The following is a 16,107-nucleotide window of genomic DNA, read 5'->3' as shown; positions in this document are numbered from 1 at the left end:
TCTCAGGGTTGCTTCTCTACGTAACGCAGGGACCTGAGCCCGCGTTCCAGATGCCAGTGCAGGTAGGCGGACACCAGGCCGCTGCCCTCCCGGACGTACCGCGGCTCGCTGGCGTCCGCGGTCTCCCAGTCTCCCGTAAGCAGCGCGGCGAGGAGTTCCAGGGTCCCCGGCGAGGGTACGACGCTGCCGGGCACCCGGCAGTCCACGCAGACGGAGCCTCCGGCGGCGACGGAGAAGAAACGGTTCGGGCCGGACATCCCGCACTTCGCGCAGTCGCTGAAGCTGGGGGCGTAGCCGTTGACGGCGAGGGAGCGCAGCAGGAAGGCGTCGAGGACGAGGTGGGGGGCGTGCTCACCCCGGGCGAGGGTCCTGAGGGCCCCCACGAGCAGCAGGTACTGCTGCACGGCGGGCTCGCCCTCGTGATCGGTGAACCGCTCGGCGGTCTCCAGCATGGCCGTCCCGGCGGTGTACCGGGCGTAGTCGGAGACGATCCCGCCACCGTACGGCGCGATGGTCTCGCTCTGCGTGCACAGCGGCAGCCCCCGCCCGACCAGCTCGCTCCCGCGCGCGAAGAACTGCACGTCGACGTGGGAGAAGGGTTCGAGCCGCGCCCCGAACTTGGACTTGGTCCGCCGCACCCCCCTGGCCACGGCCCGCACCCGCCCGTGCCCACGGGTGAGCAACGTGATGATCCGGTCCGCCTCGCCGAGCTTCTGCGTCCGCAGCACGACCCCGTCGTCCCGGAAGAGACTCATCGGACACTCCCGCGGGTCGTCGGCCGGGCGAGGCCCCCCGGCACGACTCCGCCCGCCTCGCCCGGCGTCCGGGTGCGCAGCACGATGGCGTCGTCGCGGAACAGACTCATGGGGCCATTCTCGCCTACCCGGGGACTGGGTCAGGTCGGAACCGGCGCCGCGGATCGCAACGGCTCTGGCGCGCCCGGCAAGGCCGTCAGCGTCCGCGGAGTTCCGGAGGGCCTTCCGCGCAGGCGTCCCAGAGCTCGTCGAAGCGGGCGGTGCGTCGGGTGACGTTCTCCACGCGGGCGTCCAGTCTCGCCTTGGGGTTGAGCTGCCGCACATCCGTGATGATCTCGAAGCAGAGCTCCCCGTCGAAGATCACGACGTCGAGTGTCTCGCCCACCCTGACGCGTGACGGCAGTTGGGACAGGACCAGCACCCCGGCCTCTATGCCCGCGTCTCTCTGGTCGGCGAGGATCTCGTCCAGGTCGTCGTTGACCTCGTCGGGAACAGTCACGATGAACAGCCGCCTGACTTTCACACCATGGCGCCGGATCGCCTCTCGCTGCACGTCCAGATAGTGCCTGGCAGGTGCGGTCTTCCAGAAGGCCAGGTCGACGAAGCTGCTGGTGGCGTCGATGCTCTGGCGGGCGCACTGGGTGAGGTCGATGAGCGTGTCGTTGTTCTCACCCGGCCAGTCGGCGGTCCGGGAGGTCAGGGCCGTCATCATCGAGGCGAGCCGGGTGATCTCGGCCCGTACGAACTCCTGCATGAGGCCCTGGCCCTGCGCTCCCACCTGCGCGGCCCCCCTGATCAGCCGAGAGACCTCGTCGGACGGCACCCCCGAGTCCTCCAGCGTGCCGAACAGCGCCGTCACCTCTCCGACCCGCCGGAAGCCCCGGTCCACCAACTCCGTCATCTCGTCGCGGTGCTCGGTCAGCCGCTCCCGCAGGTCGGTCCTGTTCTGATCCTGACCTGCCTCCACCGCGACCAGACGCTGTTCGAAGTCCACCATGTACTGCACGATCAGCGTCGCGCCGCCGATGATGACGGCCAGGGCGACCTGCCACAACTCCGCCTCGGACTGGTCGATCAGGTTGGTGATCACGTAGGTGGCCGTCCCCACGGCCACGGTGATCAGGACCTTCAGCACCACCGGGGGTATGCGCAGCCCGCCCGCCGCGCCGCGCGGGGTGCCCGGTTCTCCGTCCATGCCTGCCTCTTCCGCCGGAATCGTCGGGCCACCGGGTCAGCGCGGTGACAGCGCCTGGTGCAGCAACGGGATGGCCTGGAGGGCCATTTGGTCGCGGATGCGCTGCACATGGGTCTGCCACTGGCGGGTGAACCCCGGTGTCTGTTCCAGCACGTCCCACAGGTGCCCCAGGGCGGGGTCGACCCGGGCGCGCGGCATCCACAGGTGCAACAGATGGTCGACGGCCGGGCGCAGCGCCAGAACCGCCGAGGGTCCGTCGGCCGCGCCGATCCGGCTGGTGTCCAGCATGTGTCCGACGGTCGTCAGCAGCCAGTCGTGCAGCGCGAGATCCTCGCTCAGGCCCGCCGCCGAGGCGGCCGGGAGGTCTTCCGGCAGCCTCAGCGCCATGGTCCGCAATCCGTCCTCGGCCAGGGTGAAGCGTTCCAGCGCGGCCCCGGCTTCCTCAGTCCCCCGGTGCGCCACCCAACGCAATTGGGTACGACGGGACTTGAAGGGCGCGTTGCGATCCAGCAGGGGATGCCGCAGGAGTTGGGCGAGCAGGCCTTCGGCGATCATGCCGAGAGCCAGCTCGCCGCGTCCTGCGCCTCGCAGCACGCCGTCCGCCACGGCCTCCGCGGGAAGCTTCCCGAACGGCTCGACCAGTCCCGGCTGCACGAGGTACTGCCCCCAGGGGCGGCGCATGTCGGGCCCGGAGGCCCGGACGCTGAAGTACGCCGTGGCCTGCAACAGCCGGCCCTCGGTGAGCGCGGCGCGCACGGCCACCGTACCGACGGCCCGGACCCTCGCGCCGTTGGAGGTCGGCAACCAGCAGTCCACCCCGGTCAGGCGCTCGGGCGAACGGGCGTACAGGTTGGGCCGCTCGGACAACAGGACGGGTTCGTCGGCGCGCAGTCTCAGCAACTGGGCGGCGGCCCTGCTGTCCAGCGCCTGGGAGGACGGCAGCAGACAGGTGCGTACCTCCCCGCAGACGAGCACCGCGGGGCCGGGTGGCCGGAGAGGTGCCATCTCAGCCCTCCTCGGACGAACCGGCGTCGGCGGGGCCCTCGTAGAAGACGTAGGTCGCGCGCTGGGCGATCGCCGCGGGGACCGCCAACCCTTCACGCGCCGACCGTTCCGCCACCTGCCGGAGGGCCTGTGCATCGACGTCCGTCTGGTCGAGGATGAGCCTGACCGCGTCCTCGACGGCGAGGAAGCGGTTCGGTAGGAGCGTGCAGGTGCGGTAGGCACTGAAGGGGGCCGCCGAGCCGTTGAGCCCGAGCAGCGGCGGCAGTTGGTCCCAGTCGTGCGGGAAGCCCTCGCCGTTCCAGGGCCGCGGCACCAGCACGGGTGCACCGAGGTGCCGTAGGAGTCCGAGCCGGGCCAGCTGCCATACGGCGGCCAGGAAGGGGCACGACCACAGCCGTCGGCCGTCTTTCTCGGACCACAACTCCACGTCCATGAAAAGCGAGTGGTTGCGGGCCGCGATCTCAAGGGGCGGCTGCCAGCCCTTGACCTCGCCCAGGGCGCTGCGTGCGGTGGTGGGCGTGCGCTGGCCGTTGGCAAGCCAGCCGGTCTGGCTGACGGCCGGGCGGGAGCCGTAGCTGCCCGGTGGCGGCGACTCGACGAGCCGGTGCATGACGGACTCGGCGAGTTCGATCCGGTCCGCGACGGCGCAGGCCGACTCGCGGGCGAGGTAGTCGATGACGAGTCCGGCCCGCTCGGCCTCGTGCAGCACATGCGGAACGAGGTCGGCCGGGGTGGAGAAGCGGGTGAAGTAGTCGTCGATCAGGAAGCAGGTGCTGATGCGGGGCCGCTTGCCGCGACGGGCGGCGGAGGCTCGTGCGGCGTCCACCCAGATCCGCACCTCGGCGAAGTGCTCGCGCAGCCGCCCGGGGCCCGCTTCAAAGTCCTCCATGTAGAGATGGCCCAGTTCGAGGGAGAGATGGGACAGGGGCACGGACTGGGTGCGGGACTCCGCGGTGGTTTCCCGGAAGACGGCTTCGGTCACGCCTGCTCCCAGTACTTGTCGTCGGTCAGGCGTGCCGCGAGCCGGCTCAGCGCCTGCCAGGTCTCCTCGTTGGCGATCTGGCTGTCCAGCACGTCCTCGTCGGTGATGAGCTGCTCCCGCCACTGCAGGACCGGTTCCAGCGGCACGGAGCCGAGAACCTGGCTGTAGCCGATGCCCAGGGCGGACGCGAGGTGCTTGAGGTCGCTGTCCGTCTTGCGCATCCATGCCGACTGAGTGGGTGAGACCTGTGACCACAGCGAGGAGTCGGGATCGGGTACGGCGGCCCGTACGAAGCGGATGGCGGCGCGCAACTCCTCTTCGTGATGGCCGCGCGCGACACCGCCCGCGATGATGCCTCGCCTGCCGAAGACGAGGCTCGCCGCGGCGGCCACGTGTTTGCGGGTCCAGCGGTGGAAGACCAGCCAGCGCGCCGTGACCGCGCTCGTCTCGGGCTGTGCGGTGGCCTCCAGAGCCATGTCGACGGCGTACGAGCGGCCGGCACTGAGGTCGACGACGACCAGCTCGAACTCGTAGTCCAGCCTCATCAGCAGGTCGACGCAGCGGCGCAGGTGGTCGTCGCTGGTGGCGAACTCGCCGCCGCTGACGTCGCCCGGCATCAGCACCAGCCGGCCGCACCCGGGCGGCGGTCGGCGCAGCACCTCGTGTTCGGTGGCGGCCCAGACGTCGATCCGGGCCGGCTCGCTGCCCTGCCCCGTCAGATAGGCGTGCAGGCCGCGGTCCTCCGTGGACCGGAGGGCGTCGGCCACGTCGAACACGGCCCCCGCGGTGGGCGAGCCGAAGTCGAAGTCCAGGTAGCACACGTCGTCCCCGGCCAGCGCACGGCGGTAGGCGAGGTTGGCACTGGTGACGGTACGGCCCGCGCCGCCCTTGTCGGAGGCTGCGAAGATCAGCACGGTCACACTCCCCGGTCCGCGGCTTCCCGGGCACGGGCGAGCGAGTCGAGCTGTCCCAGCACGTCGAGAGTCAACGCGTAGGCCGTGCCCGGCTGTTCGTCCACGAGTCGGCGGGCCCGGCGCAACTTGACCTCGATGTTCCTGAGCTCCATTCCGTACAGGCCGGAGTCCGTGGGCGCGGGCTCCATCTGTTCGTTGCCCAGAAGATGGGCCGCCTCACTGAGCAACGCCCTTGCCCCCTCGCTGAGTTCAAGGCTGCGGATCGGTGGCTGCCGGTACATCGCGTGGGCCTGGACCATCACCTCGGTGACCCGCTCGGTGATGCTCCAGGACACCGGGACCCTCCGCTGGTGGATCTTCGCGCTGGGATAGGCGGCGTGGATGTTGTCCCACAGGCCGACACCCTCGCCGTCGCGGATACGGCGCCCCCACATGTGGTCGAAGATGTCCTCGGCGAGGGCGAGCAGCCTGTCGTGCGAGGCGAGGTTGCGCGACAGCGTGCACAGCTGAACGGTCCGCTTCAACAGCTGTGCCGAGAAGTCGGTCATGGACCACTGCAGGAGCGGGCCAAGTCGTTCGCTGCCCTGAAGCGGCAGGCTGACACCCGGGTCGTGCAGCAGGATCATCGGATCCTCGAGGGTCATCCGGCTGGTGACACGGCCGCGTTCGGCGAGGCGTTCCATGACGACGACGGTGCGGGTCAGGTCGTCGTCGGTGGCCCGGCGCCGCATCAGGTCGTGGACGAGGATGGCGGCGACGGAGAGGGAGAAGTACTCGGACTCCAGGGCCTGTCCCGTCGTACGCCAGGGAATGTCCTCCAGGGGCCAGCGTTCGTCGTTGAAGCGGGCGATGCCGGACCAGTACTGCTGGGTGAGCTCCCAGCGCAGCCGGAGCGCCTCGGCGAGTTTCTGCTGTTCGGCGTTGAGCAGGCCCAGGGTCAGGGTCCGCTCGGAGAACAGGTCCTGGATGCCGTCGAGCGCGACCACGGTGAAGTACAGATAGGGCACCTCGCCGGCGACGCCCTCGGGCTGCGGCCCGATGGGCTCACTGGTCACGACCGTAGGGGCGTCCTTGACGATGCTCCACGCCCAGCCGCACTCGAAGAGCTGGTTCTCGTCCTTGAGGCGTTCCTGGACGTCGATACCGAGGACCACGCTCTCGTTGAGCGACGCGCGCAGGTGACGGAAGCGGTTCTGGAACTTGATCAGCACCTGACGATGCGACAGCCGCCCCTGGCCGAGAAGTTCGGAGAGCGAACCGCCCTGGTCGGAGTCGGTGTCGAAGACGTTGACGATGAAGGAGCGCAGCAGGCTGACCATGGCGGCGGTGAGCCGGTTGCTGGTGGCCTGGCGCAGTTCGGCGATCGCCTCCTGGACGTCCATGCGCCGGGTCCTGGTCTCGTAGGCCCTGAGGAAGCCGAGGGTGGCGAGGCACAGGGTGATCGACATGGAGAAGGAGTCGACCACGCCCACCTGACGTTGTTCCTGGGTGATGTCCCGGGTTTCGTCCTGGGTGCTGAAGTAGTGGCCCCCGGCAAAGGTGGGCCTCTTGTCGTCACCGGTGTGCCGCTGCATGAACTGGGAAGCGGCTGTGACGAGGTTGACCGGGACGCCCAGCCGTCCGCCGGCCTTCTTCAGGGCCTGCTGGACGTCGTCCCCCGTGGTGTCCGGGTCGTCCAGGCGGAACGCCGGGATCTCCGTGGCCGGATAGAGGAGGCAGAGGAGGCGCTCCGCGTCGGCGACACTGCTCTCCCCGCCCCATTCGCCCCAGGCCCACTCCCCGTTCTGGAATGAGTGCCGGGCCATCGCCTGCCAGATGTCCAGCAGATGTTGGCGTGGCTTGATCTGCATCGCGTGCCCCCTCACGATCCAGTTCCGTGCCGCCTTCGGAGAATCTCTAGTTACCCCTGGCGCGGAATCCGCAAGCCACGATCATGGACGTATAACCGGGGCGCACCGCGTCGGGTTGCCCGACCGTGAACATTCTGAGCCCTTCGGCATGGGCCTCGATGCTGGATTGGATCTCCGGCTCACCGACGTCGCAGGCGGGGAAATGCGTTTCGCCGACGAAGTATCCCTGGGAGTGCTCCATGAACGCGGCCGCGAACGGTGCTCCGGGCTCCAGCGACAGCAGAAAGCACTCGACGGCGTGCCGGAACTCCTCGTGGCTGGTGGAGAGGGATTCGGCGACGAAGAACATGGTTCCCAGCGACCACTGCGCTCCCGTCGGCCGGTCAGAGCGAAGAGGTCTGCCCGCTCCACCCGGGTGACCTCGGCGAACCTCTCGCGCGGATCCCCCGCGAGCCCGGCGTACGCCTCGTCCTGGCACAGCAGGTCCCAGAACGCGTCCCAGCTCGCGTCGTAGCAGAACTGCTGGCCCTGGAGGTAGCGCACATTGGGCTGCGCCCGGTCGAGCAGGGTGATCTCCTCGCACCAGGGCAGCATGGTGAAGGCGGGATACAGGTTGGCTCCGGCGCCGACATCGATGCCCCGGGCCGGACGGATCGGAGTCGCGCGGAAATGATCAGCGAAGTGGGCGCGGACGATGGAAATGATCGCCGCGTCCTCAGGGATCACGTCCCTGTAGTTGTGATTGACGTAGGCCTGTGGGTCGAATGCGTCCCAGGGGGCTTCCGCGTTCAATTGCGAGAGGTTTCCGGGTGATCCCAGATGCATTGCCTCACGGTACCAAGATCGGAAATCTTCGGCTTGAAGTCCCGTGTCCCGCAGGGCAATTCTGGCAGGATGCATACTCTTCGTCCCGCCCTGAAGATGCGCGCGGCCCGCGAGGAGGACCTCCCGGACCTCTACCGTCTCGACAACGAGGTCTTCCAGGCCACCCCGTACCCCTACTTCGTCCTGCGTCAGTTCTTCGACATGCGCCCCGAAAGCCTGCTGGTCCTCGACGACGGCATGCGCCTGCACGGCTACGTGTACTTCGCCACCACCTCCGACCGTCAGGGGAGCTGGGTCGTGAGTCTGTGCGTCGCACCGGACCGGCAGCGCCGCGGACTGGGCCGTCGCCTGATGCTCGAAGTGCTGCGGCAGTTGCGCCAGGAAGGGATCCGTGAGGTTCGGCTCACCGTGGAGCCGGACAACGTCGCGGCCGTCGCCCTGTACCGGTCGTTGGGTTTCACGGCGGAGCAAGGGGTGCACAGGAACTACCTGGGTCCCGGGGAGGATCGTCTCATCATGACGCTGAACCTGGGGTAATCCCCCTGGAACATAGGGCAGTTGACCGGATGGGACCCTCGTCGGAGATCCACGAGGCTCGTACCCATGAAGCAGATGACGAAAAGCCTCGCCCTGATCGCCGCCGCCTCCGGGGTCGTCTTCGGGGTCGTGACCCCGCTGTCCGCCTCCGCCGCCTCCTCCGCCGTCTCCGGGCGCCCGGCGTTGAAATGGACCGCCTGCGAGGGCAGTGGGATCGATCCGCGGCAGCGGTGTGCGACCGTGTCCGTGCCCATGGACTACGCCGACCCGGGCGGTCCGCGGGTCGAGATCGCCGTCTCCCGTATCCCCAGCGAGAACCCGGCCGCCCGGCGCGGTGTCCTGCTGCTGGTCCCCGGCGGGCCCGGCGGCGACAGCATGAACGACCCCTCCGGCAAGGGGCAGAAGCTGCCGAAGAAGGTCCGCGAGGCCTACGACCTGGTCGGGTTCGCGCCCCGCGGGATGGCGCCCTCGACCGCCGTCGACTGCGGTCTCGAACAGCGGGACCTGGCCCGGACCACCCTGCTGCCCTGGCCCGCCGCGGACGGCTCCGTCGACGCCAACATGGCCGCCGGACAGCGCGTCGCCGAGGCCTGCGCGCGCAACGGCGGTGAACTGATCCGGCACATCAGCACCCTCAACGAGGCCCGCGACCTCGACCGTGTGCGTGCCGCGCTCGGCGAGCGGAAGGTGTCCGTATGGGGCGTGTCGTACGGCACCTATGTCACCGACGCCTACCTCCAGTTGTTCCCGAAGCGCACCGACCGGGTCGTCCTGGACAGCAACGACAACCCGGACCCCGTGCTCGCGGAGCGCGCCTGGCTCGCCGCGTTCGAGCGGGGCGCCGAGGACAACTTCCCGGAGTTCGCCCGGTGGGCCGCCGCGCCCGGCAACCCGGACCGCCTCGCCGACACGGCCGCCGAGGTGCGCCCGCTGTTCCTGGAGCTCGCCGCCCGCCTCGACCGCGAGCCGATCCCCTGGCCGGGCGCCAACCCCGGGGAGCTGAACGGCAACGTCCTGCGCCAGGCGATGCTCGACTCCTTCTACGACCCCGACGACTACCCGGCGCTGGCCAGGCTGATCCTCGCCGCCCGGAAGGGAACCGTGCCGCCCGCGCCGGCCGGTCCGCCCGAGGCCGTCCTCCAGAACGTCACCGCGGTCGGCGCCGCCACCATCTGCAACGACGTCGACTGGCCGGGCGACCCGGCGGTCTACCGCGCGGGCGTGGCCAGGAGCCGTGCCGAGTTCCCGCTGACCGGGGGCATGCCGAGGAACGCCATGCCGTGCACCGCCTGGCCGTGGGAGCCGAGGGAGGCGCCGGTGCACGTCTCCGACCGGGGGCCGTCCAACATCCTGATGGTGCAGAACGAACGGGATCCCGCCACCCCGCTCAGCGGCGCCCTCAAGCTCCGTGAGGCGCTCGGCCGGCGGGCCGTGATGGTCGTCAACGACTCCACCGGCCATGACGCCTACCTCGACAACGGCACCGCGTGCGGGGACGCGATCGTCTCCCGCTTCCTGGCCACGGGCGAGCGGCCCGACCGGGACCGCTACTGCCGCTGACGGCACGACCCGGCCGGGATCCCTAGCGCCGCCGACCGCACCTTCCGTAGCGGTGGGACAGCGCGTGGAACGCCTCCTTCGGTTCCCAGTGCCAGTTCGAACGCGGGTCGTCGGGGCGGTCCTTGATCGCCTTGACGATGCCGTAGCTCGCCATGTCCAGGTCGTGGCGGGGGTCGTCGGGGCGGTGCGGGGCGTCCGCGGTGAGGAACTCGAAGGCCATCGCCGCGTAGAGGCCCATCGACTCGAAGACGTCGAGGAGCCGGGTCAGGTAGCGGGCCTGGGTGCGCTCGCTGCGGACGACGTGCCCCTTGATCTCCGGCGGGTCCTTGTCGTAGTCGACGATGTCCCAGCCCATGCCGCCCGCCTCGGGGGCGCCGACGAAGGTGCAGGTCCCGAACTCGGTGATGGCGACGGGCTTGCCCCAGCGCAGGTACTGCCGCAACTCGCGGACGTAGTCACGGGGTTGGGGGAAGTAGGAGTAGTAGTCGATGCCGACCACGTCGAACAGGTTCCAGTCGACCTTGTCGTCCTGGGCGGCGGCGTAGCTCAGGCGGCCGTGGAAGACCGAGCGGCCCACCTTGGCCGCCCTCGCGGTGAAGCGGTCCAGCGCGCGCTGCATCCGCACCGGGTCGTAGGTGCCCTTCATGAGGTTCTCGATCCGCTCCAGGGCCGTGTCCCCCGGCAGGATGCCCGGCACGAACAGCCAGAACTCGCAGCCGACGCTGAGCTCCACGCTCGCCCCCTGCCGCCGCAGCCGCTCCGCGAACCGGCCCGTCTCCGCCAGGTGGTCGAGGATGTCCCGCTGCGGGACGTCCCCGAGGGTCGGCTGGAGCCAGACGTGCAGCCCGCGTTCGGCCACCTCGGCGGCGGTGGCGGTGAGGCGTTCGACTCCGTCGCCGGTGACGTCGACGGTGTCGGCGTGCAGGTCGTCGTGGATGGCCCGGATGTCACCGCGCATCCGGGCGGCGCTCCAGGCGGTGCCGGGCGTCTCGCCGGCGCCGACGGTGTAGACGACACCGTGACGCTGGAGTCCCGGTTTTCGTGCCACCGCCTCCACCCGGCCCGCCGGCAGCAGCACCCCCGCCCCGACCCCTGCGGCTCCCGCCAGGAACTGCGCCCGGTTGATCCCCGTGGTCTTCTCCATGCCGCCACTGTGTCGGCCGCGGGCCGGGCCTGTCCGTCCGCCGATGGTCCACGGCGTCCGCCGATCGTCTACGGCCACGCAACCAAGGGATGACCGTCGGCGTCGATCATTGAAGAGATCGGCACCCGTCCCCGTACGAAGGAGAGCGAGATCTTAGGCTCCGGAAACCTGTCCCGACGCACCTTCCTCGCCGGAACGGCCGGAACGGCCGGTACGGCCGCCACAGCCACGCTCCTCACCGGCACCCCGCCCACGCGGCCGACGACATCACCGCCCGTCTGCGCGCCCTGGAGCACCGCTACGACGCCCGCCTCGGCGTCTTCGCGCACCGCCTCACGACCAAGCAGTCCGTCCGCTTCCGCGCCGACGAGCGCTTCCCGATGTGCTCCCTGTTCAAGGCCCTCGCGGCCGCCGCCGTCCTGCGCGACCTCGACCGGCACGGCGAGGTGCTCGCCCGCCGGATCCACTACACCGAGGCCGACCTGGTGCAGCCCGGCTCCGATCAGACGGCGGCACACCTCGCCGAGGGCATGACGATCGCCGAACTCGCCGAAGTGGCCATCACCTACAGCGACAACACGGCCGGCAACCTCCTCCTGCGCGAACTCGGCGGCCCCACCGCGATCACCCGCTTCGCCCGCTCCCTCGGTGACCGGACGACCCGCCTCGACCGCTGGGAGCCCGAGCTCAACACCGCCGAGCCGTGGCGGCTGACGGACACGACGAGCCCGTACGCCATCGGTCGCACCTACGGCCGGCTGGTCCTCGGCGACGCCCTGGACCGCCGGGACCGCGCGCTGCTCACGCACTGGCTGCTCTCCAACACGACCAGCGTCAACCGCTTCCACGCGGGTCTGCCGAAGAGCTGGACGATCGCCGACAAGACGGGCAGCGGCTCCTACGGCACCGCCAACGACGTGGGTGTCGTGTGGACCGGGAAGGGCGATCCGATCGTCCTGTCCGTCCTGTCGACCATGCCCGAACCGGACGCCGTTCGCGACGACGCCCTGGTCGCCGACGCGGCCGCGGTCGTCGCCGACGCCCTGGGCTGACGGCTTCAGAAGCGTCCAGATGCAGCCAGGAGCAGCCAGGAGCAGCCAAAAGAGCTCAGAGGCGTCCAGAGGCCTTCAGAAGCGCCGGACGTACCGACGCTGCCAGGGCGTCTCCACCGCTCGTCGGTCGTAGTGCGCGCGGACGTAGGCCACCGCCTCCGCGGCGGGCACCCCGTCCAGAACCGCCAGACAGGCAAGGGCCGTTCCCGTGCGGCCCTTGCCTCCGCCGCACGCGATCTCCACGCGTTCGCCGGCGGACCGCCGCCAGGCTTCGGTGAGCACTTCGCGGGCCCGCGTGCGGTCCGCGGGCAGCCGGAAGTCCGGCCAGCGCAGCCAACAAGACTCCCAGGGGACCTCGGGAGGCCTTCCACCGAGCAGATAGACGCCGTACGACGGTGTCGGCGCGGCCGGATCCAGCCGGTGCCGCAGGCCGCGGCCCCGCACCAGGCGTCCGGACGGCAACCGGAGGATGCCCGGCCCCTGTTCGTCCCACCCGCTCATGGGGACATTCGAACCCGCCGCCGTCGCACGGGCAACCGAATCCACTCGCCTTGTGGTCTGAGGGGCGAGGGAGGGTGCTTGATGCAGGCCGAACAAGAGGATCGGTTCCAGGAATTCGTCAGAGCCAGGTGGTCGCACCTCGTGCGGACCGCCTATCTGCTCACCGGCGACGCCCATCACGCCGAGGACCTGACGCAGACGGCGCTGGCGAAGGCGTACCGCTCCTGGCGGCGCGTCTCGGGCAGTGACAACCCGGAGGCGTACGTCCGGCGGATGCTCGTCACGTGCAACAGCGACCGCTTCCGCAAGCGGCGCGTGAAGGAGGCGCTGACGGACGCGCCGCCGGAGCGGGCGGGCCGGGACGAGGCGGTGGCCCGGGTCGACGAGCGGGGTGTGCTGCTGGGCGCGCTGGCCGGGCTGCCGCCGAGGCAGCGGGCGGTGATCGTCATGCGCTACTGGGAGGACCTGTCGGAGGCCGAGGTCGCCGAGGTGCTCGGCTGCTCGCAGGGCACGGTCAAGAGCCAGGCGTCCAAGGGACTGGCGAAGTTGCGTACGTATCCGGGGCTCGCGCAGGTCATGGACCGCGCCCCGCAGGGAGGCACGAAATGAGCGAGATGAGTGAAGAGGAGCGGGATTTCGAGGAGCAACTGCGGGAGCTGCTCAGCGAGGACGCCTACACGATCCGCCCCTCGTCGGCTCCGTACCCGCAGATCCGCCGCCAGGGCGTGGCCGAGCGGCGCCGGCGGGTGGTGCTGGCCGGGGCGGCCCTGGTGACGCTGGCCGCGGTGCCGGTGGCGGCGATCGCGCTGGGCGGCTCGGGAGCGGGGGCGGCGGAGAAGGCGACACCGGCCGCGCCGTCCACGAGCCCCACGGCCGCGCCCACGCCCTCCCCCACGCCCAGCGGCCCTGCGGGACCGGCGACGGCGGGTCAGCTGCGGGACGGGATCACGCTGGAGCAGGCGGCGCAGGGGCTGGAGAAGTGTCTCGCCTGGGACCGGGACCGCGTGACCCACGGCGGCATCGCCAACACGGACCTGGGCAAGGCCGACGAGTACCGGATCATCCTGGCGCTCAACAGCACCGGTGACTCCAACTCGCCCGGTGACGGCATCTGGGTGGTCGCCGTGAAGGAGCAGCCGAAGGAGACCCGGCTGCTCTGCAGCATCAAGAACGGCGAGGCCTCCGGTCTGGGCACCAGTGTCGGCAGCGACCAGCTGCCGGACTCCCCGCCCGTGCTGGTCGACATCAACGTCAACAAGCTCTACCAGCAGTCCTTCATGGACAAGGGCAACTGGAAACTGCCGTTCGGCTGGGGCCTCGTCGGCACGGTCGAGCCGACGGTGGCCAAGGTGACCGTCTCCTACGGCGACTCCAGCAGTGAGGCCGTCCTCGACCACGGCTGGTTCGTCGCCGGCGGCACCCTGAACGAGCAGGTCACCAAGAACCCGCACGTCAAGGGCTACGACAAGAACGGCAAGCTGATCTACGACTCCGACGAGGACTCGTCGTACCAGCAGACGATGTAGCGGCGGGATCTCATCGGGAGGGGGCGCCGTACAGGGGTCGGCGCCCCCTCGGCCTGTGCGGGAAGATCGGTGGACGGTCGATCCCAAGGAGCCTCGATGACCTTTCCCGCCCCGCTGACCGGTGTCGTCCCGCCCGTCTGCACGCCTCTGACACCGGACCGCGAGGTGGACGTGCCGTCGCTGCTCCGGCTCGTCGACCATCTGGTCGCGGGCGGGGTGCACGGGCTGTTCGTGCTCGGCACCTCCTCCGAGGTGGCCTTCCTGACGGACGCTCAGCGCAGGCTGGTGGTCGAGGCGGTGACCGGGCACGTCGGCGGGCAACTCCCCGTGCTGGCCGGGGTGATCGACATGACGACGGCCCGGGTCCTGGACCATGTGCGGGCCGTCACGGCGGCGGGCGCCGACGCGGTCGTCGTCACGGCCCCCTTCTACACCCGTACCCACCCGGCGGAGATCGCCCGCCACTACCGGCTGATCGCGGCGGGCAGCCCGGTCCCGGTCCTCGCCTACGACCTTCCGACGGGCGTGCACACCGAACTCCCCGCGGACGTCGTCCTGGACCTGGCCGCCGAGGGCGTGCTGGCCGGCCTCAAGGACTCCAGCGGTGACCTGGCCGGCTTCCGCAGGGTCGTCTCCGGCGCCCGTGTCCGTCCCGGCATCAGCGGCTTCAGCGTCCTGACCGGCTCCGAGCTCATCGTCGACGCTGCCCTCGCCGTGGGCGCGGACGGGGCGGTGCCCGGCCTCGCCAACGTGGACCCCGACGGGTACGTCCGTCTCTACGGGCTGTTCCGCGCGGGGGACCTGGCGGCGGCCCGGGCCGAACAGGAGCGGCTGTGCGCCCTGTACGGCATGGTGGGCGTGGGCGACCCGGCCCGCATGGGTGCCTCGTCGTCGGCGCTGGGCGCCTTCAAGGCGGCGCTGCACCTGCGGGGCGTGATCGACTGCCCGGCGACGGCGGAGCCCCAAGTGCCCTTGTCCGAGGACGAGGTGGGGCGGGTGGGCGAGTTCCTGACCGCGGCCGGACTGCTCTAGAGCCCCTCCACCGGGACGCGCCGGAACACGATCGACTCGTACGGCCCCGTCGTGCCCGTCTCGTGGAGGACCCCGACCTGGTGCCGGCCGATCGGCACCAGGTCGGAGTAGGCGGCCCGTTGCTCCGAGAGGGTCAGTGCCTTGCGGAAGGTCAGTCCGCCGTCCCGGCTGCTCCACAGCGCCATCGCCCGGCGGGCCGTCGGGACGGACGGGCCCGAGAAGAGCAAGGGGGCGCCGGTGCCGGGGAGTTGGAGGACGCTGCCCTGGACGACCGGTACGTCGTCCAGGGTGGGCTGGACGGCGTAGGGGCGGTCCAGGGTCTCGGCGCCGTCGCGGGAGTAGCTGTCCAGGCGGTTGCCGGGGCTGCTGCCGCTCTGGTCGCGGGAGGCGAAGTAGAGCCGACCATCGGGGAGTTGGGCGGCGGCCGACTCGTTGGCGTTGACCAGGCCGTCGTACGTCTCGTCGGTGAACCCGAGCCGCCAGCTGCGGCCCCCGTCGTCGCTCAGCAGGGCGTGACCGCCGTAGTACCTGGCCTCCCGGCCGGTGTCGGTGGAGCCGGTGGGCGGGGTGCCGGAGTGGTTGGCCGGGACGACCAGGCGTCCGGCGTGCGGGCCCCGGGTGAGGGCCACGGCGTGTCCGGGGCCGGTGGCGTACCATCGCCAGCCGGCCGGTTTCACGGTGGCCGTGATCTCGCGCGGGGCGGTGAAGCGCAGCCCGTCGTCGGAGCCGCGCTGGACGAACACCCTTCGGCCCCGCTCCTCGTCCACCTCGCCCCGCATGATCTGCGCCTCGGTCACCGACCCGCTGTTGTAGCAGGTCAGCAGCACGATCTCGCCGGTGCGCGGGTCCACCACGGGCGCCGGGTTGCCCCGGGTGTCGCCGTCCCCCGCGGAGACGACGGTGAGCGGGCCCCAGGTGCAGCCGCCGTCGGTGGAGCGCCGGAGCACCACGTCGATGTCGCCGGTGTCCGAGACGCCGTCCCGCCGCCCCTCGGCGAAGGCCAGGACCGTGCCCCGGCCGGTGACGACGGCGGCGGGGATGCGGTAGACGGCGTAGCCGCCCTGACCGGAGACGTAGGGGACGGAGGAGACACAGTCGGCCGGGGTGCGGTCGGGTGCGGCCGAGGCCGTGCCGGTCGCGGTGAGCGGGGTCAGCAGGACGACGGTGGCAAGGAGCGTGCGGCTCAGGGGGACGGCGGTGGCAAGGAGCGTGCGGCTCAGGAGGATCAC

15 protein-coding genes and 1 pseudogene are annotated in these 16,107 nt (G+C 70.7%); 6 read left to right on the top strand and 10 right to left on the bottom strand.

Annotated features, from left to right (window positions below):
- Positions 1–2: 2 nt before the first annotated feature.
- The 7 genes from recO to ACFULQ_RS10115 form a co-directional block, all read right to left on the bottom strand.
- A complete protein-coding gene (gene recO, locus ACFULQ_RS10145) occupies positions 3–755 on the bottom strand; it encodes a DNA repair protein RecO (RefSeq protein ID WP_383540776.1) in 753 nt (250 codons plus the stop codon).
- 196 nt (positions 756–951) lie between these two features.
- Positions 952–1,950: a hypothetical protein gene (locus ACFULQ_RS10140; RefSeq protein WP_383540775.1), complete on the bottom strand. Its 999-nt coding sequence runs from the start codon at positions 1,948–1,950 to the stop codon at positions 952–954.
- Between the two features lie 36 nt (positions 1,951–1,986).
- Positions 1,987–2,955: an SCO2521 family protein gene (locus tag ACFULQ_RS10135; RefSeq protein ID WP_383540773.1), complete on the bottom strand. Its 969-nt coding sequence runs from the start codon at positions 2,953–2,955 to the stop codon at positions 1,987–1,989.
- A 1-nt stretch (position 2,956) separates the two neighbouring features.
- On the bottom strand, positions 2,957–3,937 hold the full coding sequence (locus ACFULQ_RS10130) for an SCO2522 family protein (RefSeq protein WP_383540771.1): 981 nt from the start codon (positions 3,935–3,937) through the stop codon (positions 2,957–2,959).
- Positions 3,934–4,851, bottom strand: coding sequence for an SCO2523 family variant P-loop protein (locus tag ACFULQ_RS10125; RefSeq protein ID WP_383540769.1), 918 nt, complete (start codon positions 4,849–4,851; stop codon positions 3,934–3,936). The genes ACFULQ_RS10130 and ACFULQ_RS10125 overlap by 4 nt, the downstream gene beginning before the upstream one ends.
- A 2-nt stretch (positions 4,852–4,853) precedes the next feature.
- Positions 4,854–6,701, bottom strand: a complete 1,848-nt coding sequence (locus ACFULQ_RS10120; RefSeq protein WP_383540767.1) for an SCO2524 family protein — start codon at positions 6,699–6,701, stop codon at positions 4,854–4,856.
- A 46-nt stretch (positions 6,702–6,747) separates the two neighbouring features.
- Entirely contained in the window at positions 6,748–7,050 is a 303-nt protein-coding gene (locus tag ACFULQ_RS10115; protein ID WP_383540765.1) for a hypothetical protein, read from the bottom strand.
- A gap of 545 nt (positions 7,051–7,595) precedes the next feature.
- Between ACFULQ_RS10115 and ACFULQ_RS10110 the strand changes: the two genes are divergently transcribed.
- Together ACFULQ_RS10110 and ACFULQ_RS10105 are read left to right on the top strand one after the other, a co-directional pair.
- Positions 7,596–8,063, top strand: coding sequence for a GNAT family N-acetyltransferase (locus ACFULQ_RS10110; protein ID WP_383540763.1), 468 nt, complete (start codon positions 7,596–7,598; stop codon positions 8,061–8,063).
- A 66-nt stretch (positions 8,064–8,129) separates the two neighbouring features.
- A complete protein-coding gene (locus ACFULQ_RS10105) occupies positions 8,130–9,623 on the top strand; it encodes an alpha/beta hydrolase (RefSeq protein WP_383540760.1) in 1,494 nt (497 codons plus the stop codon).
- A 22-nt stretch (positions 9,624–9,645) separates the two neighbouring features.
- Here the strand turns inward: ACFULQ_RS10105 and ACFULQ_RS10100 are convergent, their stop codons facing one another.
- Positions 9,646–10,767 (bottom strand): abortive phage infection protein, encoded by a 1,122-nt coding sequence (locus ACFULQ_RS10100; RefSeq protein ID WP_383540757.1) that lies wholly within the window; start codon positions 10,765–10,767, stop codon positions 9,646–9,648.
- A 150-nt stretch (positions 10,768–10,917) separates the two neighbouring features.
- Between ACFULQ_RS10100 and bla the strand changes: the two are divergent.
- Positions 10,918–11,819 (top strand): annotated as a pseudogene (gene bla, locus ACFULQ_RS10095) (class A beta-lactamase).
- Positions 11,820–11,894: 75 nt separating this feature from the next.
- Here the strand turns inward: bla and ACFULQ_RS10090 are convergent.
- On the bottom strand, positions 11,895–12,320 hold the full coding sequence (locus ACFULQ_RS10090; RefSeq protein WP_383540755.1) for a protein phosphatase: 426 nt from the start codon (positions 12,318–12,320) through the stop codon (positions 11,895–11,897).
- An 81-nt stretch (positions 12,321–12,401) separates the two neighbouring features.
- On the opposite strand from ACFULQ_RS10090, the gene ACFULQ_RS10085 reads away from it, so the two are divergent.
- The 3 genes from ACFULQ_RS10085 (at position 12,402) to ACFULQ_RS10075 (ending at position 14,878) form a co-directional block, all read left to right on the top strand.
- Positions 12,402–12,929, top strand: coding sequence for a SigE family RNA polymerase sigma factor (locus ACFULQ_RS10085; protein ID WP_383540752.1), 528 nt, complete (start codon positions 12,402–12,404; stop codon positions 12,927–12,929).
- Complete coding sequence (locus ACFULQ_RS10080; RefSeq protein ID WP_383540749.1) at positions 12,926–13,846, top strand: hypothetical protein; 921 nt, start codon at positions 12,926–12,928, stop codon at positions 13,844–13,846. Before ACFULQ_RS10085 ends, ACFULQ_RS10080 begins: the two co-directional genes overlap by 4 nt.
- Before the next feature lie 96 nt (positions 13,847–13,942).
- Positions 13,943–14,878 (top strand): dihydrodipicolinate synthase family protein, encoded by a 936-nt coding sequence (locus ACFULQ_RS10075; RefSeq protein ID WP_383540746.1) that lies wholly within the window; start codon positions 13,943–13,945, stop codon positions 14,876–14,878.
- Here the strand turns inward: ACFULQ_RS10075 and ACFULQ_RS10070 are convergent.
- Positions 14,875–16,107 (bottom strand): exo-alpha-sialidase, encoded by a 1,233-nt coding sequence (locus ACFULQ_RS10070; RefSeq protein WP_383540744.1) that lies wholly within the window; start codon positions 16,105–16,107, stop codon positions 14,875–14,877. The genes ACFULQ_RS10075 and ACFULQ_RS10070 overlap by 4 nt on opposite strands.

Origin of the sequence: Streptomyces sp. NPDC057253, from assembly GCF_042669125.1 — a bacterium.
Classification (GTDB): Bacteria; Actinomycetota; Actinomycetes; order Streptomycetales; family Streptomycetaceae; genus Streptomyces.
The sequence above is the reverse complement of the archived record's forward strand: the minus strand, read 5'-3'. Positions and strand labels throughout refer to the sequence as shown.